The organism is Pantoea sp. GL120224-02 (assembly GCF_900215395.1).
Lineage (GTDB): Bacteria > Pseudomonadota > Gammaproteobacteria > Enterobacterales > Enterobacteriaceae > Pantoea > Pantoea communis.
The window spans coordinates 199,375-226,175 of record NZ_OBEC01000003.1; the positions used below are offsets into that span (position 1 = coordinate 199,375).

At 49.2% G+C, this 26,801-nt stretch carries 29 protein-coding genes and 1 pseudogene; 15 read left to right on the forward strand and 15 right to left on the reverse strand.

Annotation, left to right across the window (positions count from 1 at the left end):
- Window positions 1-38 precede the first annotated feature (38 nt).
- On the forward strand, window positions 39-2,390 hold the full coding sequence (locus tag CRO33_RS07970) for a phosphoketolase family protein (protein WP_097117731.1): 2,352 nt from the start codon (window positions 39-41) through the stop codon (window positions 2,388-2,390).
- A 91-nt stretch (window positions 2,391-2,481) separates the two neighbouring features.
- Here the strand turns inward: CRO33_RS07970 and CRO33_RS07975 are convergent, their stop codons facing one another.
- The 3 genes from CRO33_RS07975 to CRO33_RS07985 form a co-directional block, all read right to left on the reverse strand.
- Window positions 2,482-2,667 carry a DUF892 family protein gene (locus tag CRO33_RS07975; RefSeq protein ID WP_097117732.1) on the reverse strand — a complete coding sequence of 62 codons (186 nt, stop codon included), beginning with the start codon at window positions 2,665-2,667 and terminating at the stop codon, window positions 2,482-2,484.
- Window positions 2,668-2,673: 6 nt separating this feature from the next.
- Window positions 2,674-3,147, reverse strand: coding sequence for a YciE/YciF ferroxidase family protein (locus CRO33_RS07980; protein ID WP_097117733.1), 474 nt, complete (start codon window positions 3,145-3,147; stop codon window positions 2,674-2,676).
- Window positions 3,148-3,292: 145 nt separating this feature from the next.
- On the reverse strand, window positions 3,293-3,460 hold the full coding sequence (locus tag CRO33_RS07985) for a general stress protein (protein WP_097117734.1): 168 nt from the start codon (window positions 3,458-3,460) through the stop codon (window positions 3,293-3,295).
- Between the two features lie 232 nt (window positions 3,461-3,692).
- Between CRO33_RS07985 and CRO33_RS07990 the strand changes: the two genes are divergently transcribed.
- Together CRO33_RS07990 and CRO33_RS07995 are read left to right on the forward strand one after the other, a co-directional pair.
- Complete coding sequence (locus CRO33_RS07990) at window positions 3,693-4,802, forward strand: glutathione-independent formaldehyde dehydrogenase (RefSeq protein ID WP_097117735.1); 1,110 nt, start codon at window positions 3,693-3,695, stop codon at window positions 4,800-4,802.
- 204 nt (window positions 4,803-5,006) lie between these two features.
- Window positions 5,007-5,771, forward strand: coding sequence for an SDR family NAD(P)-dependent oxidoreductase (locus tag CRO33_RS07995; RefSeq protein ID WP_097117736.1), 765 nt, complete (start codon window positions 5,007-5,009; stop codon window positions 5,769-5,771).
- Between the two features lie 341 nt (window positions 5,772-6,112).
- Here CRO33_RS07995 and CRO33_RS08000 read toward each other — a convergent pair whose 3' ends face one another.
- Complete coding sequence (locus CRO33_RS08000; protein WP_349291523.1) at window positions 6,113-6,457, reverse strand: YetF domain-containing protein; 345 nt, start codon at window positions 6,455-6,457, stop codon at window positions 6,113-6,115.
- 923 nt (window positions 6,458-7,380) lie between these two features.
- Between CRO33_RS08000 and CRO33_RS08005 the strand changes: the two genes are divergently transcribed.
- From CRO33_RS08005 to CRO33_RS24745, 5 genes are all read left to right on the forward strand, one after another.
- The gene (locus tag CRO33_RS08005) at window positions 7,381-7,620 is read left to right on the forward strand and encodes a DNA polymerase V (protein WP_097117738.1); all 240 of its coding nucleotides are present in this window, start codon (window positions 7,381-7,383) and stop codon (window positions 7,618-7,620) included.
- A 405-nt stretch (window positions 7,621-8,025) separates the two neighbouring features.
- On the forward strand, window positions 8,026-8,211 hold the full coding sequence (locus CRO33_RS08010) for a general stress protein (protein WP_097117739.1): 186 nt from the start codon (window positions 8,026-8,028) through the stop codon (window positions 8,209-8,211).
- Window positions 8,212-8,853: 642 nt separating this feature from the next.
- A complete protein-coding gene (locus CRO33_RS08015; RefSeq protein WP_097117740.1) occupies window positions 8,854-9,033 on the forward strand; it encodes a hypothetical protein in 180 nt (59 codons plus the stop codon).
- A gap of 1,535 nt (window positions 9,034-10,568) precedes the next feature.
- Entirely contained in the window at window positions 10,569-10,991 is a 423-nt protein-coding gene (umuD, locus tag CRO33_RS08020) for a translesion error-prone DNA polymerase V autoproteolytic subunit (RefSeq protein WP_058961188.1), read from the forward strand.
- Between the two features lie 187 nt (window positions 10,992-11,178).
- Window positions 11,179-11,313, forward strand: a complete 135-nt coding sequence (locus CRO33_RS24745) for a hypothetical protein (protein ID WP_255253252.1) — start codon at window positions 11,179-11,181, stop codon at window positions 11,311-11,313.
- Window positions 11,314-11,749: 436 nt separating this feature from the next.
- On the opposite strand, the gene CRO33_RS08030 is transcribed toward CRO33_RS24745, so the two are convergent.
- The 4 genes from CRO33_RS08030 to CRO33_RS08045 form a co-directional block, all read right to left on the reverse strand.
- Window positions 11,750-12,142 (reverse strand): YgiW/YdeI family stress tolerance OB fold protein, encoded by a 393-nt coding sequence (locus CRO33_RS08030; protein ID WP_097117742.1) that lies wholly within the window; start codon window positions 12,140-12,142, stop codon window positions 11,750-11,752.
- A 212-nt stretch (window positions 12,143-12,354) separates the two neighbouring features.
- Window positions 12,355-12,831, reverse strand: a complete 477-nt coding sequence (locus tag CRO33_RS08035) for a nuclear transport factor 2 family protein (RefSeq protein ID WP_097117743.1) — start codon at window positions 12,829-12,831, stop codon at window positions 12,355-12,357.
- Between the two features lie 686 nt (window positions 12,832-13,517).
- Window positions 13,518-14,093 (reverse strand): TetR/AcrR family transcriptional regulator, encoded by a 576-nt coding sequence (locus CRO33_RS08040; protein WP_097117744.1) that lies wholly within the window; start codon window positions 14,091-14,093, stop codon window positions 13,518-13,520.
- Window positions 14,094-14,643: 550 nt separating this feature from the next.
- Window positions 14,644-14,847, reverse strand: coding sequence for a general stress protein (locus CRO33_RS08045; protein WP_034822638.1), 204 nt, complete (start codon window positions 14,845-14,847; stop codon window positions 14,644-14,646).
- Window positions 14,848-15,300: 453 nt separating this feature from the next.
- On the opposite strand from CRO33_RS08045, the gene CRO33_RS08050 reads away from it, so the two are divergent.
- Together CRO33_RS08050 and CRO33_RS08055 are read left to right on the forward strand one after the other, a co-directional pair.
- On the forward strand, window positions 15,301-15,807 hold the full coding sequence (locus CRO33_RS08050) for a YciE/YciF ferroxidase family protein (protein WP_097117745.1): 507 nt from the start codon (window positions 15,301-15,303) through the stop codon (window positions 15,805-15,807).
- Window positions 15,808-16,217: 410 nt separating this feature from the next.
- The gene (locus tag CRO33_RS08055; RefSeq protein ID WP_097117746.1) at window positions 16,218-17,783 is read left to right on the forward strand and encodes a methyl-accepting chemotaxis protein; all 1,566 of its coding nucleotides are present in this window, start codon (window positions 16,218-16,220) and stop codon (window positions 17,781-17,783) included.
- A gap of 29 nt (window positions 17,784-17,812) precedes the next feature.
- Here the strand turns inward: CRO33_RS08055 and CRO33_RS08060 are convergent, their stop codons facing one another.
- On the reverse strand, window positions 17,813-18,709 hold the full coding sequence (locus tag CRO33_RS08060; protein ID WP_097117747.1) for a LysR substrate-binding domain-containing protein: 897 nt from the start codon (window positions 18,707-18,709) through the stop codon (window positions 17,813-17,815).
- A 113-nt stretch (window positions 18,710-18,822) separates the two neighbouring features.
- Between CRO33_RS08060 and CRO33_RS08065 the strand changes: the two genes are divergently transcribed.
- Window positions 18,823-19,431 carry a LysE family translocator gene (locus CRO33_RS08065; protein ID WP_097117748.1) on the forward strand — a complete coding sequence of 203 codons (609 nt, stop codon included), beginning with the start codon at window positions 18,823-18,825 and terminating at the stop codon, window positions 19,429-19,431.
- 80 nt (window positions 19,432-19,511) lie between these two features.
- A complete protein-coding gene (locus CRO33_RS08070) occupies window positions 19,512-19,919 on the forward strand; it encodes a hypothetical protein (RefSeq protein WP_176505744.1) in 408 nt (135 codons plus the stop codon).
- Window positions 19,920-19,995: 76 nt separating this feature from the next.
- Here CRO33_RS08070 and CRO33_RS24750 read toward each other — a convergent pair.
- Window positions 19,996-20,091, reverse strand: a pseudogene (locus CRO33_RS24750) (hypothetical protein); the annotation flags it as partial.
- Window positions 20,092-20,236: 145 nt separating this feature from the next.
- Here CRO33_RS24750 and CRO33_RS08075 point away from each other — a divergent pair.
- A complete protein-coding gene (locus CRO33_RS08075) occupies window positions 20,237-21,142 on the forward strand; it encodes a LysR family transcriptional regulator (protein ID WP_034822648.1) in 906 nt (301 codons plus the stop codon).
- On the opposite strand, the gene msrA is transcribed toward CRO33_RS08075, so the two are convergent.
- The 3 genes from msrA to CRO33_RS08090 all read right to left on the reverse strand — a co-directional run bounded on the left by msrA (window position 21,139) and on the right by CRO33_RS08090 (window position 22,809).
- Window positions 21,139-21,675 carry a peptide-methionine (S)-S-oxide reductase MsrA gene (msrA, locus tag CRO33_RS08080; protein ID WP_097117749.1) on the reverse strand — a complete coding sequence of 179 codons (537 nt, stop codon included), beginning with the start codon at window positions 21,673-21,675 and terminating at the stop codon, window positions 21,139-21,141. The two genes, CRO33_RS08075 and msrA, sit on opposite strands and share 4 nt — an antisense overlap.
- Window positions 21,676-21,778: 103 nt before the next feature.
- A complete protein-coding gene (map, locus tag CRO33_RS08085; protein WP_097117750.1) occupies window positions 21,779-22,567 on the reverse strand; it encodes a type I methionyl aminopeptidase in 789 nt (262 codons plus the stop codon).
- Window positions 22,564-22,809, reverse strand: a complete 246-nt coding sequence (locus tag CRO33_RS08090) for a ParD-like family protein (protein ID WP_034822655.1) — start codon at window positions 22,807-22,809, stop codon at window positions 22,564-22,566. The genes map and CRO33_RS08090 overlap by 4 nt, the downstream gene beginning before the upstream one ends.
- A 751-nt stretch (window positions 22,810-23,560) precedes the next feature.
- Between CRO33_RS08090 and CRO33_RS08095 the strand changes: the two genes are divergently transcribed.
- Window positions 23,561-25,333, forward strand: a complete 1,773-nt coding sequence (locus CRO33_RS08095) for a sensor domain-containing phosphodiesterase (RefSeq protein ID WP_441339534.1) — start codon at window positions 23,561-23,563, stop codon at window positions 25,331-25,333.
- Here the strand turns inward: CRO33_RS08095 and CRO33_RS08100 are convergent.
- Window positions 25,325-26,113 (reverse strand): hypothetical protein, encoded by a 789-nt coding sequence (locus tag CRO33_RS08100; RefSeq protein WP_097117752.1) that lies wholly within the window; start codon window positions 26,111-26,113, stop codon window positions 25,325-25,327. The genes CRO33_RS08095 and CRO33_RS08100 overlap by 9 nt on opposite strands.
- Complete coding sequence (locus tag CRO33_RS08105) at window positions 26,114-26,311, reverse strand: hypothetical protein (RefSeq protein ID WP_034822666.1); 198 nt, start codon at window positions 26,309-26,311, stop codon at window positions 26,114-26,116.
- Window positions 26,312-26,561: 250 nt separating this feature from the next.
- Between CRO33_RS08105 and CRO33_RS08110 the strand changes: the two genes are divergently transcribed.
- Window positions 26,562-26,762: a hypothetical protein gene (locus CRO33_RS08110; protein ID WP_097117753.1), complete on the forward strand. Its 201-nt coding sequence runs from the start codon at window positions 26,562-26,564 to the stop codon at window positions 26,760-26,762.
- Window positions 26,763-26,801: the final 39 nt, after the last annotated feature.

Below are 26,801 nucleotides of genomic sequence, written 5' to 3' on the forward strand. Positions count from 1 at the left end.
TACAACTCAACGACGAACGCAACATCGGAGGAACAGGTATGACGACAGTCACCGGGACCAATGAACTTGCTCTGATAGACAGATACTGGCGCGCGGCAAATTACCTCTCTGTGGGACAAATCTATCTCATGGAAAATCCGCTTCTGCGGGGACCCCTGAAGCCAGAACATATCAAACCTCGTTTACTGGGGCACTGGGGAACCACGCCGGGCCTGAACTTTATCTATGCTCACCTCAACCGCATTATTCGCCAGCGCGACCGTGATCTCCTTTACGTCTGCGGGCCCGGACATGGTGGCCCCGGCATGGTGGCTAACAGCTGGCTGGAAGGCAGCTATAGCGAAATTTATCCTCACGTCAGTGAAGACGAAGAGGGAATGCAGAGGCTTTTTAAACAGTTTTCTTTCCCGGGCGGGATACCGAGCCACGCTGCCCCTGAAACGCCGGGCTCGATTAATGAAGGAGGCGAACTTGGCTATTCGCTGTCGCATGCGTTTGGCGCGGCCTTCGATAATCCTGAACTGGTGGTGCCCTGTGTCATCGGTGACGGTGAAGCGGAGACGGGTCCACTGGCTGCCAGCTGGCACGGGATTAAATTTCTGAACGCCCAACGAGATGGGGCGGTGCTGCCAATTCTCCATCTCAACGGTTATAAAATCGCAAACCCTACGTTGCTGGGACGCAGCAGTGATGAAGATCTTCAGCAGCTATTTAGTGGCTATGGATATACCCCGCTCTTTGTCAGCGGCCACGAGCCGCTTGCCATGCATCAGCAGATGGCCACCGCGCTGGACACGGCGTTTGACATCATCGCTGATATCCAGCACCAGGCGCGCAGCGGTAATGCAACTGATGCTGTGCCACGCTGGCCCATGATTATTCTGCGCAGCCCGAAAGGATGGACCGGCCCGCGTGAGGTGGATGGCAAAAAAGTGGAGGGATTCTGGCGAGCCCATCAGGTACCTGTTTCCGCTTGCCGTGAGGATGATGGCCATCGCCAGATCCTTGAACAATGGCTGCGCAGCTATCAGCCGCAGGAACTGTTTGAGCCAAGCGGAGCGCTTGCACCTGAATTGCGCGCGCTTGCCCCGAAGGGTAATAAGCGTATGGGTGCAACCCCCTATGCCAACGGGGGAAGGCTGCGCCGTAAACTAATTACGCCAGATATTCACGACTTTGCGCTCGAGACCGGTCAGCCCGGCAGCACACAGGGACAGGCCACCGAACAGTTTGGCCGTTACCTGAGTGCAGTCTTCCAAAAGAATCTTGATAACTTCCGCCTGTTTGGCCCGGATGAAACGGCATCCAACCGTCTGTCACCCGTGTTTGACGTCACCTCCCGCACCTGGATGGAACCCATCAAGGATTATGATGAACAGCTGTCACGTGACGGTCGTGTCATGGAGATCCTCAGTGAGCATCAGTGTCAGGGCTGGCTGGAGGGCTATCTGCTAACAGGGCGTCACGGGCTGTTTAACTGCTATGAAGCCTTTATTCATATCGTCGATTCGATGTTTAACCAGCACGCTAAATGGCTGAAGGTCACCCGCAAGCTGGGCTGGCGACAGCCGATCTCCTCGCTGAACTATCTGTTGTCGTCCCACGTCTGGCGTCAGGATCACAATGGCTACAGCCATCAGGATCCGGGATTTATTGATCATGTCGCGAACAAGAAAGCCGACATAGTGCGCATATACCTGCCACCCGATGCTAATACGCTGCTGTGGGTCGGGGACCACTGCCTGCGAACATGGGACCGGATCAATGTTATTGTTGCAGGTAAACAACCTTCACCCCAGTGGCTGGATATAGAGAGTGCCATTTCTCACTGTCAGGCGGGTATGGGTATATGGAACTGGGCGAGTTGTGAGGGTGAACCTGATGTTGTTATGGCCTGCGCGGGGGACGTGCCTACCATGGAAACCCTGGCGGCAGTCGATTTGCTAAAGGGCTATCTGCCGGAATTGCGTATCAGGGTCGTCAATGTGGTGGATTTACTGGCGTTGCAGACGCAGGAGCAGCATCCGCATGGCAAAGCCGAAGAAGAGTTCGATGCCCTTTTCACCACGGATAAACCCGTCATCTTTGCCTTCCATGGTTATCCAAGTCTGGTGCATCGCCTGACCTATCAGAGAAACAATCACGGTAACTTCCATGTTCATGGCTTCAATGAAGAGGGTACTACCACCACACCATTTGATATGACGGTGCTGAATGAGCTGGATCGCTATCATCTGGCTCAGTCGGCCATTTGGCATGTGCCGGGCTTAGCTGATCGTCATCCGGAACTCCTCGACGACCTGCAGGAGCGAATCGCTGAGCACCATCGTTATGTAAGAGAGCATGGCGAGGATGTGCCTGAAGTGCGCAACTGGGTTTGGGGCGGATGAAGTCGTTTACACGGGGGATTGGGCCAAATGAAAGCGGGTATATTTTTACCCGCTTCACTTTAAAGATATGGCATTTATCACGTCAGGGATTTCAGCGCTTGGCGTTTGAGTCGGGATCCTCACTCAGCGTCAGGAACTGTTCGGTTAACTCCGGCAAATGACTGATCAGCCAGTCAGACATCGCCAGTTCCTGCTCGCATATTTGCTTCAGTACAGGGACGCTTGCCGTGTCGCCGACGCGCTTGGTCGCGCAGATAAGACTGGTGTAGCTCCCCACCTCATATCACTGTCTTTCAGCGATAGATGTCAGTTTGTGATCGGTATTTTTTTCTTCATCCAGCGTCTCTTTCAAAAGCGAGGAGGCTTCTCCAAGCTGAAGCTTGATGGCCAGTGCAATCAGCGTGCCGTACGTCGCGATTTCGTAATGTTCCACTTTCTGGGCGGCTCCAATGAGGCCTGCATCTCTGACGGGACCAGGTTCAGTCGCTTCGATCAATTCCTGCGCTTCTTCAACCAGGCCTTCAAGCGCATGGCATTTCATACGCACTATGCGCACCTCCTCATGTGCTTCCACAAGTTGGTCGAGACGCTCAATCTGACCCTGGGTTTCTTCAAGGTGATGCTGAAAGGCCTCTTTAAGTTTTGGCTCGGATGCAGCACGGATCATTTTTGGCAGGGCGCGGGTGATTTGTTTTTCAGCACTATAAACATCGGACAGGTCATGGATAAATAAATCGAGAAGTGTTTTAACTTTCATAAGGTAAACTCCAGCGAGTTCTTGACGAATTGGAAATTTCCGTCTGAGGTAAAGGGCAAAATATGTTTGAATTGATAAGTCGAAGATTAAAATATTTAATTATTGAAAATGGCTTCTTTGATTCCTAACGATATTATTAGGATTATCACGAACTTTTATGTCTGTTCTGGCCACCTTTCTTACCCGCTGTGGAAGCTCTCTCACGATCATTTTTGAAATTACCACCGCTTGCCTGACCACCTTTCCTTCCAGCTTCAGATGCTCTTTTGGGGTCTTCTGCAAAGTTTCCTGAACCGCCTCTATGTTGAGCCATAATATTTCCTCTACATGAACTGTTATCGTGATGATTAAGTGAAAATATGCATATAGCATTTTAATCGTAATTCACAATCAACTTCATGCAAGCGCGTCGGCACCATTTAAATCATAATCTGGAATATGTGCCATATTTGTTGTGGAGAATTGACAGGTAAAAAGATATAAGCGCAACGATTTAATACTTCAGTTAACTTTGTAACTACTCAGATAATGGCTAAGGCGATCTTATGAAAGCAATTATTTACAACGGCCCATTTAACGTAACGGTAAAAAATGTTCCTGATGCAATAATTGAGCGTCCCGAAGATGCATTAAGCCGGATAACCACCACGAATATATGCGGTTCGGATCTGCATATGTATGAAGGACGTACCAGCTTCGAAGAAGGACGGATTTTTGGCCATGAAAACATGGGCGAGGTCGTTGAAGTTGGCCTGGGAGTCGAGCGTATCAAAGTGGGTGACCGCGTATGTATGCCCTTCAATGTAGGCTGCGGCTTCTGTGAAAACTGTGAAAAAGGCCTGACCGGATTTTGTCTGACAGCTAACCCGGGGAGTGCGGGCGCCGCTTATGGTTTTACTGAAATGGGGCCGTGGGACGGTGGTCAGGCGGAATTGTTGCGGGTTCCTTTTGCCGATTTCAACTGTCTGGTCCTCCCAGAGGATGCGGCGGAGAAAGAAGAAGATTACGTCATGCTTTCAGATATCTTCCCGACCGGCTGGCATGCAACCGAACTGGCGGGGCTGCGTCCGGGAGAAAGCGTCGCCATCTACGGGGCGGGGCCGGTGGGACTGATGGCCGCGCATTCTGCCATCATCAAAGGGGCCTCCCAGGTCTTTGTTATTGATACTCACAGCGATCGTCTGGCCCTTGCTGAGCAATTCGGTGCCACACCGGTTAATGCTGCCGGGGATGAAGCCGTACAGAAAATCCTTGAGCTGACTGACGGCAGGGGTACAGACTGCGGTTGTGAATGTTTTGGTTACCAGTGCTGCAATAAACACGGCCATGAAGACAACAGTGCAACTATGAAAAGCCTGGTCGCCTCCACCAAGGCGACAGGCGGAATAGGCGTGGTGGGGGTCTTCGTGCCCCAGGATCCTGCAGCGGAAAGCGACCTGGCAAAAGAGGGGAAAATGCCGTTTGATTTTGGCAGCTTCTGGTTCAAGGGGCAGTCCATCCGCACTGGTCAGGCAAACGTGAAGGCCTACAACCGGCAGCTCGCACGGCTTATTCACCATGATAAAGCCAACCCTGGCCGGATTATCTCGCATCGTCTGAGCCTCGATGAGGCTCCTGAAGGCTATAAAAATTTTGACAGCCGAGCGCCCGGCTGAACAAAAGTTATTCTTAAACCATAAACCCAGCTCTTTAGGTTTTCGATAAGCCCTTACCTTGTTCAAAAGGTTAAGGGCTTACCGGGTATGCCCGCGGGTATCCACTTCCATTGATGTCCCATCCTGGCGATCCTGCTTCGCTTGATCATCCTCTCATGGCTGCCAGGCTTATCACTCATTAAAAAGGCCTAAAGGAGAATAACGATGTCACGTTTTTTGGAAAAAGTTGTCGTGATCACCGGTGCGGGTTCAGGAATTGGGGCGGCCTCAGCAAAGCGTTTTGCCATTGAAGGTGCTTCGGTGGTGCTGGTGGGAAGAACCCGTGAAAAACTCGAAACCACGCTTCATGCCCTTCCCAAGGGAGAGCATCTTATCGCGCCTTGTGATGTGTCTGATTCCGTCCAGGTTAAACAGCTGGCGGAACTGGTCGAACAAACCTATGGCAGAGTCGACGTCCTGGTGAACAATGCGGGGAGTGTCGTTCAGGGAAAAATACATGAAGTGGCCGTTGAAGACTGGAAAAAGCTGATGGGGGCTGATCTGGATGGGGTATTTCATTGTGTTCATTACTTCATGCCTTCATTGCTCAAAACCCAAGGGAATGTGGTGAACACGTCTTCGGTTTCAGGACTGGGTGGAGACTGGGGAATGAGCGTTTATAACGCTGCGAAGGGCGGCGTGACCAATTTTACGCGCGCGCTGGCGATGGATTATGGTGCGGACGGTGTTCGCGTGAATGCCATCTGCCCTGGATTTACGCTGACCGATCTTACCGAAGATATGAAAGACAATCATGAACTGTTAAACAAGTTCTATGACCGCATTCCCCTCCAGCGGGCTGGCCAGGCTGAAGATATCGCCAGTGCAATCGCCTTTATTGCCAGCGATGATGCGCGTTATATCACAGGAGTGAACCTGCCCGTAGACGGCGGGCTGACGGCGTCTAATGGCCAACCCAAACAGGCTTAATATCTAAACGGGGAGCAATCAACGTTCCCCTAACAATTCTTCAAAATGCGTATGAGTTCGGTTATGCAATGCAAGGACGCTTTCCTGACCACCTTGAAAAAGATATCAGGTACATCTTCAGTGCATACATCCATGTTAGTCCCTGACAGTCTCAACGCTCTTTATCGGTCAAAGTCACATGCAGAGCCGATATATAGCTGGAGTCGACTCAGTTGGGTGCAAATGCATAAAATTTTTATGGTGGTAGGTAGGTTAAAGCGTCAGAAAAAAGAAGTTTCCTGAGTGGCTGGACGCTGGTTCAGAATGTTATGAGATATCGAAAAATATGCTGCACTTGGGCTTCAGACCCGCTTTTTGTTCAATGCGAGTGACCAGGTATTGCGTCCGCATTTAGGACATCTAGGTTCTTCATATCCAGGTATCTCTCGAGTAGTGCCGCAGCGGTTACAGGCATATAAACCTGTTTCAGGGATTTGGGTGAAACATTGACGAAGTGCTTCAGGAAGTACAGATAACCCGGCCCGCACTTCTTCGTCCGGATAAAAGTAGAGGCTGAGCTGGCCATCGACCTCTACCAGCCCCAGCCGTATCTGACCAAGGTGTTCGGCCCCTTTAAGGCGTAACTCCATCAGAAACTCATCTTCTGAAATGTTCAGCCGGTCCAGATTCTCAGAAACGTACTCTATAAATTATAGCCGGACAGCTTTCAATCAAGGGATTAACTTGAATAGGAGTGAGTGGGAAGTTTCAAACGGGCTTTGGGTTTTAAAATCAAAGGTGAAAAATTAATGAAGGTTTTCTCCTTTAAAGTGATGATTTGGCGATTCGTTTATTCATTATGGCTCACAATATTTTATTTTTATAACGGTTCGCTTCTATACCTTAAACAGTTCATGAAGCATGATAGAAATAAAAAAGTTGCGTCCGCGCTCAATGCAAACTGATTCGAAAAACCTGCCGACCCATTCACACCCCTCTACAACTAATAGGATAAAAACTTACCCCTTGATTGAGTGGCATTGTTTATCTTGGCGTAAAATAAAAATGAGGATAATTAGTTAAGTCTCTTTCATGAGAGACGCAGGACAAGTTAAATGAATGGTTGTTCACTTAAATGACTTAATTCGACATAGAATGTGTGGGAGGAGATAATACAGGGAAGGAAGTGGATTTCATTAATTTGAACAGTTGATGTCGTTACTTAGTTAATACAGTCCGGCACACCGGCCGGACTTTTTTATGACTGTGGCTGACCGATGGGACCCTGGCCCTGAGGACCTCCGGGCACGGATTGCTGGCTTGGTGCGTGAGGACGGCCATCCGGCCCTACTGCAGGACCGGGTTCCTGACAGCCTGCCAGAGTCATCAGACTTGCAACGATAAAAATCCCACCTAAAAAACTCTTCATAACATTCCTTTCCAGAAATCAGGCAACCCAGCGTTGCTTACAAAGCCTGGTCACATCTGTCCACATATGAAAGCGAAGCCGGAAAAGTAAATCCTTTTTACTGCCAATGAGTTCTGATAAAACGCCCTTAAAGCACTTGCTCACTCTCAGAGATTGCAATTACTGTATATATATACAGTTTAGTTTTGGGAGGGCACCGATATGCCCCGTGACTATGAAATCATGATTGCCTTCAGGCAGGCGATAAAACGCGATGCCGCTGGTCGCTACACCGTCAGCACACTCGACTTTGTGAAAGAACTCGATCGCCTGAACTGGCGCTACTCGCTACGCGCCGCCAACAAATGGATCGAGATGCACACAACAACGTTCAGGGATATTTCGACAAGTGAGGGTGAAGAACGCATGTTTCAGGTCTTTAATCCGAACGGAAGGAATTGAGCAACGTGTGCCACGCTCAATTGGGTACACCCCGTAGCAGACAATTGATTATGAGTTTTTCAATGGTACTAAATCATGAACAGCGAGACATTAATTTCCCTATCTTGCTGAAATAAATGAAAAATCCAGATCAATATAATTATAAAATTTAAAACCGTGATATATGTCACAAAAAAGCAAATCCAACAATTATGTACAGCTTGTTTTGGTTTTGTACAACTTCAAAAATTTCCCTTTTAAAAGCAATTGAATATAAGCGTAACGGTTAACTCGTTGTTTTAAAACATAAACAAGCGAAGCGGTAAACATGTATTTTAAATGTGGTTTTATCGAAAAATTGAGCCATATTATTTCTCATTGGAACGTTAGCACGCTTAATATTCGACTGATATATAAGGGGGATACATGCCATCAAGAAGAGGTGGGGCCGGTAATTTTGCTGAGGATGCGGACCGCGCGCGTGAAGCCGGGCGTAAAGGAGGAAGTGCAAGCGGGGGAAACTTCAAAAATTGTCCAGATCGCGCTGTTGAAGCCGGTCGCAAGGGCGGACAAATCAGCCGCAGGCGCAAAGCGGCAACTGAGGAAAGTTAATTAGCCAGACAGCCGGCCGGGTTGAGTTATACCGGCCTTGCTTTGAAAAACATAAACAGGAGGAAGTATGATCTTCTCGTCCATCTTTGTATCCACACATTTAGCTGGTCTGGTTGATACTTTCCCGAACATAAGTGGCGGAACATGTTACTGTGCAGATCCTGTTGCCACCCATGGCACACCTCAAAGTACTTGCGTAAATCTCTATAAAATTCTCTGTGTAGAGGATGACACTGTAAAAGCAACGGATTCACCAGAGGTCAGACACAAAAAGCGTTCAGGTGACCGACCGGTAAGATAAGTTGGTGGATGCCTGATTATTAAGCGGCTCAGATAACAATTCTGTTTAGTAACACCCAACGCCCTGTCCTTTTACGTCCTTTTAGCGCATGCTTTAATCTCTTCCCCGGTGCTATGCCTGGGGCATTCCCCCTCTGACAAGGGGCAAATATGAAATCTCAAAGGTCAAAAACCTGTTGCGCACCGAATTGCGCGGTGACTGACACTTCTGATCTGATGTCGCTTTCCGACACCTCCATCTTCCCGTACTTCATTCATGAATCATTCACCTATTCGTAGACGAAACATATTGTCTGTTTTTTCTGAGATTGGACGAACATTAATTTCGTTGGGAGTGAACAAATGGAACAGGGTTTTTATTGGGTCCAGAAGGGCGAGACTCAACCTGAAGTCTGGTACTTCGCCGATGGTGAAGGGGGAGGATGGTTCAAGCCAAGCCGAAGTCTGCCCGTTCACCCTGATGATTTTATCGAGCAGGGGTACAATGTCATCAGTGATCGCCTCGAACCCCCGGCAGAATAATGACAACACCTGTACGACATACCTCCACCCTGGCAGAGGGAGTCGTATGGAAACGAGACATTGCCATTTGAAATGCCCGCGCAGGACGGCCTACAAGCGTTAGCGAGGAACGTATCTCTCCTGTCAACGCAACCCGAGTGCTTTAACTTGTTTCAGGTTCTGCTTTCGGCTACATGAAACGAGTTGCAGGTATTTAGGAAAAGTAGATCGAGATGCACCAGATAACATTCAGGGATGGCTACTGTGTGGATGAGTAATCTCTCAAGGTGTTCAATCCCAACGGGTGCTGAGCAATCATCCTGATAACTGTCGGTAGGGACTAGCGGTTCATCGCCAGCAAAAAAAAAAGCATGAACCAGACGTGAGTCCGGTTCATGCAGAGTGCTGACTACTCAGTTTTCTTTTTATTTGCCCGCTCTGATGCGTCGAGTCACCAGGGCGTGGGTCCCCACTGGGTTTGTACCAGAAACACAATCACCAGAACCAGTAAAGTGGTGACGGCCGGTATGATCAGGTATCGCATGTTCAATCTCCTGTCTGTCTGACCACGAGAATTTGAAACGATGAAAAACCCGCCCTTATTCATCACCGACCGTTCAATGACATCGGCGGTTTAGCGATGGATACTTACGTCGTGTAATGGCCTGCAAAGCGCCGGGCTAAGCGCTTTAAAACCAGTTCAGATATTTCGGTAAACCTATCGCCAACACCGCAATGGCCACGATATTCAGTACAACAACGAATTTTGGTGAAACATCCATAAGTCACCTCAGGTAAACGAGCGGTATCAGGCAAAACACGACATCGGGCTGGTGGCCAGTTGGTCATCGCTGAAATCACCGACACTGCCGTGCTGATAATTCACCTACTGAGCACGCAGCATGTATCCCAGCGTTACCGCACAGGCATTTTGCTCATTAAGCGTAGTGCAGGTCTTCACAGACCAAAAGCGTAGCCGTATAGCGAAGTCAGAGGGTTTTTAATAAGGTACGGAAATTGACGGGCAGCCTCACAGCTAAACGCCACTCGAACGAGTAGTTGGTTTTCAACCGCGCGTTTCAGGGGAAAGGTAAGCTAAAAAAAGCCCGCTCAAGGCGGGCAAAAAAGCAGTGGCTAAGGAATGTCTCTCTCGTATGAAACGCATCCTGTGTGCTGTGCTGCCAGTCAACAACTGACCCCCATACCTTAGACCAATAATTACTGTGTGGTAGGATGTGTTAACAAAAGCGATAAAATTCCAGTAATTTCCAGTAAGTTATATTAATTAACGATTTATAAACTAAATTTCAGAGAGTTAACCGAAGCGGCAAGAGAATGCTTCTGATTATTTCTGGTTTATGTCGGCCTAAAAATGCTCAAATCTAAAACGCCTGCGCTTATGGCAACCGGCCCGGTCATACTGAAATGCCATGTCCACCTCAGATTAAATCCCCTTTGCCAACAACGCGTTTGGAAAAAGTCTTCATGCCCGATTTGATCGATTGCACTGCTTACGATTACTGTTTATATATACAGTATTTGTCAGGGCTATCATCATGGAGTTTTTCAGACCTGCGGAAATCCGCGCCATTCTGGAGTTACCGCTTTTCATTGCCAGAGTTCCGTGTGGCTTTCCGTCTCCGGCTCAGGACTATGTCGAACAGCGGCTGGATCTTAATAATCTGCTGGTCAGTCATCCCAGCTCAACCTACTTCATCCGGGTCAGCGGAGATTCGATGATTGAGGGTGGTATTAATGATGGCGACATGCTGGTGGTGGACAGCTCCGTCACCGCGGAGCATGGGGATATCATCGTGGCCGCGATTTCCGGCGAGTTCACCGTGAAGCAACTGATGACCCGGCCTTTCCTGCACCTGAAACCGATGAACGCCGCGCACGCCATTATCCCGATCCCCGATGCCGATCAGTTTGAAATCTTCGGCGTGGTCCGGCACTCCATTAAGACGATGGGCCGTTAATGTTTGCCCTGGTGGATGTGAACTCTTTTTAAGCCAGTTGCGAGACAGTGTTCAGGCCTGATCTGCGTGGTAAGCCGGTATCTGGTCGAGTTAAGAGGGCGATGCTGCATTGTGGATGAACTCCGGCGGCCGGGTAACGATAGCACCGTGCTTCTAAAGGTGGCGGGGAGGCTGGAATGGAGTGACGATGTTTCATCCAAACCGTATCCTGACTGAAGACGGGCTGCTTCTTGAGGATGATTTGCTTGAGGATGTGATCGTTGTGGGGCTGGTGACGCATGAAGTGAGCGCTTTGAACGTGTCGGATTCTTCACCCGTTTGAACTTCATCGGGCAAAAAAAGGCCCGCATCGGCGGGCGAAATTCGTTACATGGGATAATCTCCATATAAGTTATGACGTTAGGTATATTTGAAAGTTCATATTTTCCGACTAACTTTGTACTTAAACCAAACCGGCGTTTTCTTTACTTGATATGAACGACATGAATTCAAATCGCGCAGGAATGATTGGATGTGCCATCGGATCGGCTGTAGTCGAACTGGCCGCAAAAGGAGTACCGCTTAGCAGGGTGAGTATCATCATTGAACTTGAACGCATCGCTGCGGGGTCATCAGACCTGCAGGTAAAGGCGTTTGCATTAGATGCCGCAAAGTTGCTAAGGGCGGGAGGAGATGAAGTTAACGCTTAGCCTTTGGATTTTGAAGATAAAGCATTCCGGCCCCCTGCAGTGACTTTAGCGGGGGCCCTGAACAGCACCTTAAGGTTCGTCGATACGGGAAACTTTGAGATGCGCGCTTTCGCCTTTACCGTAGACTTTCCCGCTTACGCGGACCTTGTCTTCTGCACTGTACGTTTTGCCTTTGAAAGTGCTGGCCGGAGCATCGATGTTGACCGTGCCTGAGCTGTCACGGAACTGATAAGTGTCGCCTTTGATCTTTTTGACGATATAGCCCTCAAGCGTGACATAGCCCCCCTGACGAAAATCTTTGATCAGCGTAACCGGTGTTTCTGCCGTATCTTCCGACCCCTTATACCCGGCATCTTCCTTATTCTGAGGTGGGGGCGTCTTACCGGCTTCATATCCTCCCGTTTCGGCATATGCACCGACGCTCAGAGGTAACATCACTGCAATCCAGGCGACCTTATTCATTTCATTCTCCATTGATGTGTCTTCAGGTGTAAGCCTGGCACAGCGCCTGGGAAGTAAACGGAACGGGTGTGAAATAAATCTAAACCTGAGCGTGGTGCATCTGGTTATAAGAACTCTTATCTCAAAATTTCTGGTAAGGAATGAACACAGGATCGGCGTTTTTGGTGACGATATCCCGCTTAATCCAAGCGGGAGCGTTTTCTCGAAATGACTTACAGCCCCAGATCTGACAAGCCAGGATGATCGTCCGGACGACGGCCCAGCGGCCAGAAATATTTACGGTCGCTCTCTTTAATCGGCATGTCGTTGATGCAGGCGAAACGACGCTCCATCAGGCCATCAGCGCCAAACTCCCAGTTTTCGTTTCCGTAGGAGCGGAACCAATTGCCGGAGTCATCGTGCCATTCGTAAGCGTAGCGGACGGCGATGCGGTTACCGCCAAATGCCCATAGTTCCTTAATCAGGCGGTATTCGTGCTCTTTCTTCCATTTTCGGTCGAGGAAGCTCTGCGCTTCTTCACGATTATTGGCGAACTCGGCGCGGTTACGCCATTTGGTGTCCAGTGAGTAAGCCAGAGCTACTTTTGCAGCATCGCGGCTATTCCAGCCGTCTTCAGCCAGACGGACTTTCTCGATGGCCGTTTCCAATGTGAAAGGCGGGAGCGGTGGACGAACTCGTGAATCAGTCATGGTAAAACTCCTGTAAATTTAGTTTCAGTCTAAAGATCGTTCTCGTGACTTAGGACTCAGTGAAAGACCTGTTCCAGCAAAAACTTCGCTACTTTTGATGCCTTGACCAGAAGGCTCACATCGGTGGCATCAATACCGTTCTGATAGGAGACCTTTCAACAAATTCAGGGATTCCCCTTTGGTATCGCGCGGCGTCCTGTCTGTGATTTAAAGGTAGAACGATCGTTCTACCTAGTCAATGATTTTTTCTGAAATGAATGCCGGGAGCAGAGAATATTTGGCATTAAAATCGAAATAAGATATTGTTTTTAATTGGTTTTAAATTAACTGAGATTAGCCCGTTTCAGGTCTGAACAGGGAAGGGTAGGGGAACAAAATGTCGCTTATGAATGCGCCAGGGAAGTGCCCGATATACTCAAACGGCGATAAGAAGAGTGACCATCGAGCTGTGGGTTATCCGTAGAAAATTAACTATCCCGTTGCAGAAGATGACTTTGACTGTTGACTGTATGTGCGGCGCGAACGTCCGGGCAGGCGGTGTGGTGACATCGCTGTTGTGTATGATGATGGCTGCGGGTATGCGCACAGATTGAAGGCGAGACCGTTTATCGGTCCCGCCTGTCTGAAGATAAATCGAATTCAAAAACGCATTTAAATCTTCATGCAGGGAAAAGCGTTCGCGAACCTCAGGGCCCGGAGGAGGCTCGTTCCAGCATGAGTTTCGCGATGTCCTGAGCGTTGTCGGCAGCACTCCCGTCGCCCATGACGTATGACAGGGTGATCGCGCCTTCCAGCAGGATCAGTAACTGTCGAGCCAAATCCTCCGGATGCTCAACGTTCAGCTGTTCGGTAAGCTCCAGAGCGTAATCCAGCAACTTCTGTTTATGCATCTTGGCTATCTGGCGCACAGGGTCTTCAGGATCGCCAACCTCACCCGCCGTGTTGATAAACGCGCAACCCCGGAATCCGTCGGACTCGAACCAGCTCTTCAGAACAGTGAACATGTTCAGGATACGCTCCTGAGGAGTCTTGCCTTTGTCAGACTCTGTTCTGAACCATTGCATCCACCGTTCGTCGCGCTCTGTTAACGCGGCGGATGCCACGTCTTCCTTGTTCGCGAAATGACGGTAAATACTCTTTCTGGCGACACCAGAGGTCTTGACCAAAAGGTCCATGCCCATAGCGTGGATACCGTTCTGGTAGATGAGCTCTTCGGCGGTTTTAAGGATTTTATCCCGTGTATCAGTTGTTTTTTTGATCATGGGTTAAAAGTAGAATTATCGTTCTACCACGTCAACGCTTTTTATCAAAGAGCCTGTAAAAAAGTCATTCGATTCTTGCGATAGCTGGAAGGACCCGAAGGAAAGGACGTTGATCGGAAGGCTTTGCAGACACCAGTCAGTATGAATGAGGGGGGAGGGAAAAGTCTTTATAGTGAATAGCTATTTCATCCCCTCACCGACAAGAAGGTCAGTTCCCCTCCACTTTTGTAATTAAGTTAATCATCACCAACCTTAATTTTGACTAAGGTGTACAACTTGAATCTCCGTGTACAAATATGTTGGTTAATTCGTGTTTGGTTATTTATTCTGGGATCTAAATTGATCATTAATATATATAGGAAAAGTTCTGGATAAGCGAAGCGGCAAATGACGAACGATTGATCAAGAAATGATCGATTTTTATTGTTAGCGATGGGAATAACCCTCCTAACGTAGCGAATTTCGCATTTAAGCGAAGCGCTAATGCACGTCAGGAGAGTGTTGTGATAAAGGCTAGCGAACGTAACCCAATGTTGAATTATTGATAGTGTTATTTCCGGCGGCTGATCTTTCCTCCCTTCCGGCCAGCTTCAACGGCGCGGTTCGGATCGTTTTTAAAATTGCCGCCACTTACCTGACCGCCTTTGCGGCCTGCTTCAGCTGCACGCTCCTTGTCCTCGGCGAAGTTCCCTGTGCCCCCACGACGTTGCGTCTTTTTCTCTTCCTCTTCAGGATGCTTGTTAGGGTCCGTCATGCGTTCTCCTCATTATATTTGTACCAACATAAAGCAAAAATAAATGTAGCGTTGTTTTTACCATAATCAAGTCAGGATTAATCTTAAGTTTTATTATTTTGCGGACTGTTTGTTTAAGGATAAGTCGATTTTTGTTTATAAGCGGATGAAACTCACTTGAATGATGATTGTTAGCGCACTTTAGATGTTGAGTAAAGAGTGTTGTGAGGCTAAATATAAGCGAAGCGGCAAAGTGGTGATATTAATCCTCCCTCTCAGTTCTGCGTTGATTGGCTTGCGCAGAAGGGCTTACTTGCTACGTTTAATTAAGATGATTGTCAGTCCGTTAATTAACGCTTCGCTTATTTCCAGATAATTCCATTAGCGACGGCGTTGAGGCGGTTAGCTTGCTAAGCAACTGCATACCATCCCCAAAGGTAGTTCATTAAAAGCACATCAACCAGGAGTGAATGAATGACGAGGGAATCTGTTTATCTGGATTGGCTACGTGATGCACATGCGATGGAGAAGCACGGTGAAACGTTATTAAAACAAGCGATGGAGCGTCTCGACAGTGATTCTTCCATCGGGAGTCACATCGCGCATTATCTTGCGCAATCACGCGCACAGCAGTTGCAGGTGAAAGAGGTTCTGAAATGCCATGACGATAGTTGGTCGGCATTGAAAGAGGCATTAGGCCGCCTGTCTGTGGTGGGGCAGGCAGCAAGCGATATGCTGCGTGTTGAGCAGGACGCACGGATGGCCGTCAGCGTCTATGTCTTTTGTAGTTATAAAGTTGCGACTTACACCACGTTAATTGCCGCCGCCAGACAGGCTGATGACAGTGAAGGCGCGGACATTTTTCAGCGGATCTTGCAACAGGAAGCGCAAATGGCGGCCAAACTGCTTGCGGACTTGCCTGAAGCAGCGAATCAATCGATAGAGTCGCTGGCTGAAAGTGAAGCATCAAGCGCGGTGTAGTGTTTTCTGCGGGCAGCTTGCTGGCTGCCCGCAGAGAAAATAGCCAACATTATTAATGATTGCTCGTTAACGGCAATTGCATAAACTGCAGTAAAAAGCCGCTACGTTTATCTAAACGGAGGATTAAGCGCTACAAACTCAGTTTAATAAGTAAAGCGCACTGATCACTCAGGTGACTATTATTGCCAACAATTTAATATAACTGATCAAATTGTTTAATTGCGCAATTCCAAAGGAAGTGAATTGTTTTGCACGAGTAAGTTATATTTAAGTAAAAGCATTAAGGTTAGTGAGCATGCTGACGATAACAGCAGGGACGCTGCCGATGAGAACGCGGAGCGTCTCCATTTCTTTGTTTTAATAACACCTGGATTTCATGACTCACTAATAAAAATCATTGAGGTTTCTAAATGGACATAGTTCAAGGATTTTCACGTAATATTAAATTACGCAGCAAACTCATTATTTCTTCGCTCATCAATATCGGTATGCTGCTTTTGGTCGCGGTACTGGGTTTAAATTCGCTGTTTATGGCACAAACCGGCGTCAACGGCATGATGAAAGATGATTACCCAACCATTGCGTTGGGCAATCAGTTAATCAATGAGATTAACACTACCATTCAGCGACAGGCTTTGCTGCTCAGCCCAATCAATGCGGAGCGCCGCAGCGCCATCATGAATGAGCTTCAGGGGGCAACCGGGCAAATTACGGAGATTTATCGTCAACTCCATGCACTGTCAACAGATGACGATTCCATTGCTTATCTCAAAATTTTGGATGATAAACGCAAAGCTTATTTAGAAGGCCGTAATGAATTTTTGCAACTCACTAGTCAGGATCCTAATAAAGCGCTGGATTATTATCTGACAACATTGGCGAGTAAACAAAAGGATTATACGGTTGAAGTGCAGCGTTTTATTGCACTGCAAGAGCAGCAGATGAATGGTTCCTACACACACTTTATGGATTCCTATCACACCACTAAAATTTCAATGGTGGTGATATTTATTGCGGCGTTTATTCTCTCTGCGTTGATTGGCTGGATTATTATCCAATCCATTACTGTGCCATTAAAAAACGTTATTGCGTTTCTTGGCCGTGTTGCTGATGGCGATCTCAGTACGAGCTTCTATGAAAAACGTAAAGACGAAATGGGCCAGTTAATAAACGCCATTCAGCAGATGCAGGATAAAATGTCGACCATTGTCAGTCATATTCGTATCAGCGCAGAGCAAATCTCAGGAGGTGCCAGCGAAATTATGTCGGGTACACATGATTTGGCCGCGCGTACTGAAGAACAAGCCAGTTCGGTTGAACAAACAGCAGCATCGGTTGAAGAATTCACCGCCACCATTAGCAACACGCGCAATAACACCCACTTTGCTGCCGATCTGTCTGAAAAGGCGGAAAGCGCCGTGGGGCAGAACGCCACCATGATGAACAACGTGTCGACCAAAATGGCTGAGATCCATGATTCAGCCGGTCGCATGGCAGACATTATCAATCTGATTGATTCGATTGCTTTCCAGACCAATATCCTGGCGCTCAATGCGGCTGTTGAGGCGGCACGAGCAGGGGAGCACGGTCGCGGTTTTGCGGTAGTCGCGCAGGAAGTGCGCGCGCTGGCGCAAAAAACCGCCACCTCATCGCATGAGATTCGCCATCTGATTGAGGAGTCTTCCACGCGCATCGTTGATGGCCGTGACATGGTAGCGGATGCCAACAAACTGATGTCGGAAATGATGAACAACGTGGTGAACATGAAGGAGGTGCTGTCACAGATTAATCAGGCCAGCACCGAACAGGCCGATGGGATCAGTCAGATCAACACTGCTATCAGCCAAATTGACATCACGACGCAACAAAATGCCTCGCTGGTGGAGCAATCCCTGGCTGCTTCCGCCATGCTCAGCGAGCAAGCGGCAAACATGGTGAACAGCGTCAGCGTGTTTACCCTGCGTCAGAGCGCATAACCAGATGACAGGCGGCGTCAAGGCCGCCATTACTCTAAATTCTTGCTATTTAACACGGGCACCTGATCAAGCAACCATTGAAGCAATAGCTTGATGTTGGGCGCTTCCGGCCGGGTTTTCGGCCACACCAGATAATAACCGTCCCCTGTCGCCACCGGCTGGTTAAATGGCAGCACCAGTAAGCCGTTGTTGATCGCCTCCTGGCTGAGCAGCAAGTCACCAATTGAAACGCCGTGTCCACTGATCGCCGCCATCGTGCCCTGTTCCAGCGTATCGAACAGTTTGCCTTGCCACAGATTGATAGCCGGTGCATCAGCTGCCCCCTGTGACCACCTCAGCCAGTCGCGGCGATCGTGTGAGGGGTGAATCAATTCACAACTTGCCAGTTGCTTTTGTGCCTGTCGTTCCAGTGCGGGGGCGCAAATCGGAATTAACCACTCCTGAAACAGCAAATGGCACTCAGTGTCTGCACCAAAATGACCGTCGCCCAACAAGATGGCGCAGTCAAAAGGTTCACGGGCAAAATCGACGTTGTCGGTGTCCATCCAAACGCTGGTAATCTGCACTTCAGGTGTTGAGTTTTGCTCGCGATAGAGTTGAAGTGCATCCAGCAGCCACCGCATGGTCAGTGTAGATGGGGCCTTGAGACGGAGTTGATGACAATGCTGCGTGAAGGCGGCGCAAGCTTGCTCTAAAGAGGCAAATCCGGCCTGTAATTGTGCCGCTAATACGCTACCGGCAGCGCTGATTTCGACCCTGGGGCCTTTACGGATAAACAGTTGGCAATTGAACCACGCTTCAAGGGTGCGGATGTGGCGGCTAATCGCCCCAGGGGTGACGTTGAGTGCCGCAGCGGCCTGGCTAAAAGACCCTAATTGCGCCGCACTGGCAAAGGCGCGCAACGCATAAAGTGGAGGAAGCGTCATAAGGTAAACTCAATATTGAGTAAAACTCACATTCAACGGCATTTTAAAGCGTTTTTCAATGTGGAAACGAAAAACCATACTGGCGACCTTCTAATACGTTTCAGGTCGTTACCATGAACCTCTCACTGCTGCTGGCGTATATGCTGGCGATTTTATTGCTGTTAATGACGCCAGGCCCGGTGGTGGCGCTGATCACGGGCACGGCCGCGCGACACGGTTATCGCCGCGCTTTTGCCACAGCGGTGGGCACTAACGCGGCATCACTGGTGTTGATTGCGCTGGCTGCACTGATGTTGACGGGATTGGTCTCTCTCGATCCCTTGAGTTTGCAAGTCGCCGGGTTGCTGGGTTCCCTGTTTATTGGCGTGATTGCATGGCGAGGCTTACGTGCTGCGACAAGTGCAACCGCCCACCGGCCTGCAGCACAGGGGGGATTGCTGAAAGGCTTTGTGGTGGGCATCTCTAATCCAAAAGATATTCTGTTTTTTGCCGCGCTGTTTCCACAGTTTATCGCCATCACGCCCGATCTGAGCAGCAGCCTGATCACCCTGGCGCTGGTGTGGATGGCCTTCGATTTTGCGGTGCTGGCGTTTTATATCATCACCGTAAAGCGCTGGCTGCCGGGAGCACATCAGCAGCGCCTGGAGCGGATATCAATGCTGATGTTGTTGCTGATCGCGCTGGCGGGAGCGTTCTACAACCTGAGGCAATTGTTGTTATAGCGTGGTATTGAAGATTTCACCCATAACGCCGATAACGCATAGCGAATGGCTGCATGGAGCAGCAGACTAAAGGGAAAATAATGAAAAAAGCATTGATAGCGTTAGCGGTTTTAACCCTGGCAGGGTGCGCCAGACCTTATGGATCAGCCGATACCATCATCAATCAGCAAATGGTGACACCGGATGCCAGCAAGAAGCAGACACCGGTGACTGTTACGCGCCTCAAGCAGTTTATTGGAAGTGCCAGCGGTGGAACCTGCAAATTCGTGGTGAGCGTGGATGGTCAGGATGTCGCTATGTTGCGTCAAAACCAATTTGTCACTGCTTATCTGGAAAATGGTCTGCACAAGTTGCGCGTCAGTAATGACTGTTCAGTGATGAGTCTGGGGATGCGCAAGTCGCTGGATATTGTGGCTGACGGCACGCCACAGGAGTACGCCACAGAAATAGGCTTCTGGGGACAGTACCGCATGTGGCGCACTAAATAAGTTACAGGTCGATCACCCGATTGCGTGATTAAATGCGTGAGCAGCACAGCGCGATAAACTGTTTAGCGGCTGGCGCTGGATTTTTGGTTTCCACCCTCAGGCAATCCTCTTCAAATACCCGCAGATTGAAAGCGCGCACATCTTCAACCTGGACCCGCAGCTCGACGTTGCGGGTATTCATGGTGATGTTCCTGCCATTGGCTCACGAGGGCGACTGAAAGACTTCATTTCTATCAGGACATTGTGAATAATTAGCTCTGTATAAATCCATCCGACAGAATTCAATCAAGTGTTGCAAAAAACAGTACAGGTGATGCATGAGTCCGTTTTCCCGCTTTTCCGTTTACTTTGCAGAAGTGGCTCGCAGCGGCAGCTTACGTAAAGCCGCCGAGAAACTGCACGTCTCCGCGTCCGCCATTAACCGGCAGATCCTGCAGGCGGAAGAGAGCTTTGGTACGCCGCTGTTTGAGCGTTTGCCGGATGGGTTGCGGATGACCACCGCCGGTGAGTTGTTGTACGACGATGTGATGCGCTGGCAGCGCGAGTTTCGCGTTACGTGCCAGCGTTTCGACGATATACAGGGCTTGAAGCGCGGCAACGTCAGCGCGGGTCTGGTGCAATCACTGACTAAGGGACCGGTGGCTGATGCGATTGCGGATATTGCACGTGAACATCAGTGGCTGCGGCTGGAACTTACCGTCGACAACAGCCACGCCATCAGCCAATTGATTCGACAGTCTGCGATTGATTTTGGCTTAATCCTGGATCCGGCGGGTCAGAGTGGACTGGATGTGTTGGCGTTTGCTGAACTGGATATGGGTATAGTCATGGCGCCCGATCATCCATTGAGCCAGTGCGATGCGCTATCGCTCAGTCAATTGAGCCAGGAGCGGCATATCATTCCTGGTGATTCGCTGGTGGTCCATGAACGGGTCGATGCGCTATACCGCAAGCAGGGCATGGCGCCGGATAACATTATTGCCTGTAACGATATTCGCCTGATACGCAGTTTGGTTGCTCAGGGCACTGGCGTATGCGTGCTGAGTTTGCTGGATGTGATGACTGAAGTGCAGGAGCAGCAACTGTGCTTTGTGCCGCTGAAAAACAGCGTGATGCGTCCGCTGACGTTGGCACTTTGTACTGCGCCATCCCGACAGTTATCGCGGGCGGCGCAGAGGGTGATTCAGCGCATCACACAGGTTATCGATGAGATGGCGCGTTAAGCGTCCGATGCCTGTTTCGGAAATTTATTGCGCAGTTTCTGCAGTTTTGCCGGGATATTCATCATACAGAAGGCGTTTTCTTGTCCTTCTTTCTCCCAGAAGTTTTGATGATAGTCTTCGGCTGCGTACCACTCGGCTAACGGTTCCAGCTTTGTCGCCAGCGGCTTGCTGAGTTCGGCAGCGGCACGCGCTATCCCTTGTTCAGCGGCAATGCGTTGTGCATCGCTGGTCGGAAACAGTGCGGAGCGATAACGTGAACGCACCACGCCGTCTTTGATGTTTTCCTGCGTGGCATCATGTGTCGCGAAGTGGATGTCGAGCAAATCGTCGTAACTGACGAGATCGGGATCGAACTCGATTTTCACCGCCTCGGCGTGACCGGTGGTGTCGCTGTAAACTTGATCGTAAGTGGGTGACGAGACATGGCCGCCGATATAACCACTTTCCACGCTCAATACACCATGGATGGATTGGAAAATCGCTTCAGTACACCAAAAGCAGCCGCCGGCAAAAATGGCTTGTTCACGCATCAGTCTAAGTTCCGGATAAAAAAAGTGACGTTACCTTACACGGCGGTGAAAAGTAACGCTACTGCATTGGCGCATCCTGAATGCCTGTCAGCGCGCTAAGCCGCACTCAGCCTTCTATTGCTGCGTAATCGCCTGTGCCTTCAGGCCATGGCGTAAGCAAATCGAAGCCGGTCTCGGTCACAGCAAGAGTGTGTTCCCACTGCGCCGACAGCGAGCGATCTTTTGTCACCACCGTCCAGCCATCAGATAAAACACTGGTGCCTGCTTTGCCGGCATTGATCATTGGCTCGATGGTAAAGATCATGCCTGCCTGCAGCTCAATCCCTGTGCCCGGCGTACCGTAGTGCAGAATCTGAGGCTCGTCGTGATAAATCTCACCAACACTGTGACCGCAATATTCACGCACCACTGAAAATCCGGCTTTCTCCGCCACCTGTTGGATCGCGGCGCCGATATCACCCAATGTCGCACCGGGTTTGACGACTTTAATGCCCGCCACCATCGATTCGTAGGTGATATCGACCAGACGTTTAGCGCGCACCGATGGCTCACCCACGTAATACATGCGGCTGGTATCACCGTACCAGCCATCTTTGATGATGCCGACGTCGATGTTGACGATATCGCCATTCTTGAGCTTCTTCTCACCTGGAATGCCATGGCACACCACGTGATTTACCGAGGTACAGGTGGTGCGTGTATAGCCGTGATAACCAATATTCGCGGGAACAACCTTCAGTTCATTGACAATATAGTCATGGCAAATGGCGTCCAGTTCATCTGTGGTCACGCCGGGTTTGACGTAAGGGGTGATGATTTCCAGCACTTTTGCCGCGGCGTGTCCGGCAGCGCGTGCCAGTTCGATTTCTTCAGCGGAATGTAGTTTGATGGTCATTGCGCGATTCCCTGCGAGGTTAATGTAGGCTGGTCAAGCAGCTGCGCTAAATCTGCGCCGCCGTCACGTTCGACACGCATCAACAGGCGCGTCAGTTCCTGAAGGTTGAGGTCAGGATAAAGCTCAGCCAGCATGCCAATCTTCATCCAGTGTTCTGCCTGCGCATTGATGGAACGGCTTAACGCCGTGCTCGCGATACGCAGATTCTCATGCATCAGATCAGAAATTTTTACGATACCCATTATGCGATCCGTATATGAAACGTAGTCGTTTTGCATATAGATTACGCTGCGTCCGGAAAAGATGGAAGGGGAAATGTTGGGAAGTTTGCCGTGACCCTGTACAGCATCTCCACCTCTTAGCCGTTTAAGCCTGCTACAGCGTGACAGGGTGGCGTGATGTGTTGAGGAAAAGATAGACTAAAGAAAAAATACCCTGCGAAGCGGCTTAATAATCGTTGCAGAGTAATATTTCTGGATTTCCCCAGAGCAGGGTGTTGAAAGTTCGGCATTTGAAAGCTCAGCTAAAATAAAATAATCCCTCGATTGAGAGATGAAGCTAATAAGCGAAACGCATCATCAAGAGAAAACCTGGACCGACTTAGCGATATGACAGGAATATATATGCCGTGATGCATCGCTTATTTGATTGTTTTCTGTGCTTGTTGAATTACGGACAACAGACTGAATTTTATGCGGTAATCATTAAATCCTATTAATGTGTGCGCTATTGATAAGATCTCTGGGCAGCCGTAATCCTTGTTATCAATTTACGCTTCGCTTGAATGGGGTGAAGGATCCCTTTACTCAGTTTTCATGTAAGCTTTTTGTAAAGATATTTCAGCATGACAAACCGTGATGGCGGGCATAATATGGTGATATTCACCGGTTAATAATGAGCAAAATAGACGCAAAATGGCGGATATTCTCCTTAATGATTATGAAGTTATTCTTTTGAGTTCAGCATTGCTATCCGTGCCAATGGAATGGGCGTGTGCAAATGAGCATAACTAACGAATTGAAGCCAGGCTGCATCACGCTCCAGGCACTTCGGAATCCGGATATCTGCCGTGACGATGTACTGAGCAAATTCACTGACTTGGTCAGTAAAACGCTGGATGTTCCCAGCAGTTTCATCTCTGTCCTTGACGATGATTTCCAATACATCAAAGCTGCGCACAACTTTAACGTCGGTGAAACGTTGCGTGCCGATTCATTGTGTCAGTACGTGGTCGAGGGGGATCAACCGCTGGTGGTGCCCGATACTCAACTGGACGCCTGTTTTTCCGTCAATCCTTTTGTTATAGGTGAACCTTTTGTTCGCTTTTATGCGGGCGTGCCACTAAAGAGCCAGGAAGGGCTGGTCTTAGGCACGCTGTGCGTGGTGGATAGCAAACCACATACCTTTAGCGCTGAAAAGCTGGCGACGATGACGTTGCTATCACAGCTGGTAATTTCCTTTCTTGAAGCCTGGCATTCTGTCGGTTTTACCGATTTGGTTACAGGATTGCCTAACCGACAGCAACTGATTAGAGACCTGCAAGCCTTGCGTAATGCGGGTGATAACACGCGGTATCGACTGGTGTTGATCGACTGCATCGATATGCCGCGAGCCTATGAGCTGGCGCGTTCGTTGGGCATGGCACCTGTCGAAGGGCTCCTCAAAGATATGGCAACGTTACTGCCGCTACGTCTGCGTCCCGGCAAAAATGAACTGCTCTATACCGTGGCAACCGGGCGGTTTGCGCTATTAACTCATCAAGAAAGTCCATTGTGCGCCGAGTGGGTTGCGCGACGCATGGAAGGCGTACGCGCCGAGATTGGCGAAGGTTTATCGGTCGATTTAGCGACACATACTGGTGAAACCCTCTTTTCGCCGTCAGAAATTTCCGCTCAGGAAGCGCTGCGTCGAGCCGTTAGTGCCTTGCATGAAGCCATTTGTCGCGGGATCCCGTGTATGAACTTCAGTGAGGAAAACGATGAGCGGCGTACGGATGACTTTACTCTCGTCAACGACCTGGCCACTGCTGTACGGCACAATCATGGCTTGTATCTGGTGTTCCAGCCGAAAATCTGTCTGAGCAGCGGTTTACCGATTGGGCTCGAAGCGCTGATCCGATGGCGCCATCCCACCCGAGGTGAACTTTCTCCTTCAGTTTTCATCCCGCTCGCGGAACAAACCACGTTGCTGCAAGAGATCACCGAATGGGTCATTGATAAAACCATTGAGCGATTGAAACGGCTCAACGGGCAAGGTATCCAGTTGCCTGTCACGGTGAACGTTAGCGTGCGCGACTTTAGCCAGGAAAGTTTTGCTGACAGGCTCGAGAATAAGATGATCAAGGCACGTCTGCCGACGAATCTGCTCGGCATTGAGTGCCTGGAAACTGAGCGCATCATCGAAAGCGCGGCGGCCATTAAGGGACTGGAAATGTTGAAACTGCGCGGTTTTGGTATTGCGCTGGATGATTTCGGCACCGGTTACAGCAATATCAGTTATCTGCGAAAAATGCCTCTGGATGTGGTCAAACTCGACCGTTCGATTGTCGGCGGACTTGCCACAGATACCGCGTCACGCATCATCACCCGCAGCATTATCGCTATGCTCAAAGAACTGGATTATGTGGTGTTAGCGGAAGGCGTGGAAAATATTGAGACGCTCGAAGCGTTAAAAGAGTTCGGTTGCGATCAGGCGCAGGGGTTCTTTCATTCCCGCCCATTACCTGAAAGCGAACTGGATAATTGGTTACGCTGGAAGTTAGGGTGATGCGTCTGTCCTGACTTCATCGGTTCCTGCCTCACCCATTGCCAGAGCACTGGCGCTGGCGGGATCAAATAGTGACAGACTCTCGATTTGTTCCACCATAATCACTTTACGAAACGCTAAAGCTGTTTTGGGTTTCGACATGAAATCAATCCGGTGCTGATGATACCAACGGCTGTAATTGTGCTCAACGGCGAGATTTAGCGTAAGTGAATCGCGATAACCGCTGAGCATCGGTATTAATACAATATTAGCCGTGCTGGCATATTCGAAGGTGGCGGCATGAATCATGCCGATGTAGATGCGTCGGGATTTTAGCGTTATCCAGGCTAACTCACCTTCTTCCATACACTGCAACAAAATCTGTTCAATACCGTTCGAACGTGACAATCGCTGATAGAGGTCGCGGCGGCTGCTGGCGGTTAATCGCGCGCTGCCAGCCCAGTTTGAGCGATACACACAAAACAGCACGGCAAAGGCGAGCATAATCACGACCGGTGCCTGAATACCCAGGAAGCTCCAGGTCATAAAATCCACATGCCAACGAGCATGCACCAGGCGGGTAAGTGCAAAAGTATTATTGATCGCGGAAGCGGCGAGTAATATCAGCCAGACAATCCCGGTGGCAAACACGCCCTGTAAGACAAAAATACAACCATAAAGGGCAATTAAAAAGTAAACATCCCAGCCAAAGGAACGCTTTATTTTTAAGCGACTCGACATGTCCCGGCTGGTGTACCAATAGCCACACACCATCAGCACCATAAATATTGCCGTTCCCATTTAGATATCCTTCAAGGTTTTGACATGATGGGCAAAATCGCGCTGAACTTTGGGACTTAACGGATTAACCGAAGCGTTGCCGTCTTCATCAATAATGATCCTGTCACCCTCCTGAATGGATTCTTTCATATCTTGCTGGCTCATCACTTGTAGCAATGACTCAGGGCTCTTGAAGAGGGCGATAACAAAGTGAAACATGTTATTTTCCAATTAATTTGGGTAGTGAGAGTATGGCACACTATCCGATGTGAATTTGGGTTAGTGACTTGAATAAGAGGCGTGTTTTCGAAATTACGGATTAATCTGTCTAAAAAGCTGAAGTAAGCGAAACCGTAGGTGAGCGGAAAAATTTACCAGTTTTAATAATGAATGGCTTAGGGGTTCAGTATTCATTTCCTGTCGTTAAAATTAGACTACAATAAGAAAGACATTAAATATGAGGTTAATTATGAAAGAACATCATACGAATGAACAACGTAATAAAGAAGGGGATGTGCATAAGGGACTTCCCGAAGTCGCCCCCAATGTCGGCAATGCGTATGAAGAGGATGACCATCCAGCAAAAGACAACCCTGAAGATCATGGAGAGATTCCGCGCACGCGCGATGATAGTAAAGATCACAAGCAGGATCCTTATCAGGATAAATAGCCTCGCTGACAATTAATCGCACCCGACATTTAAAAAACA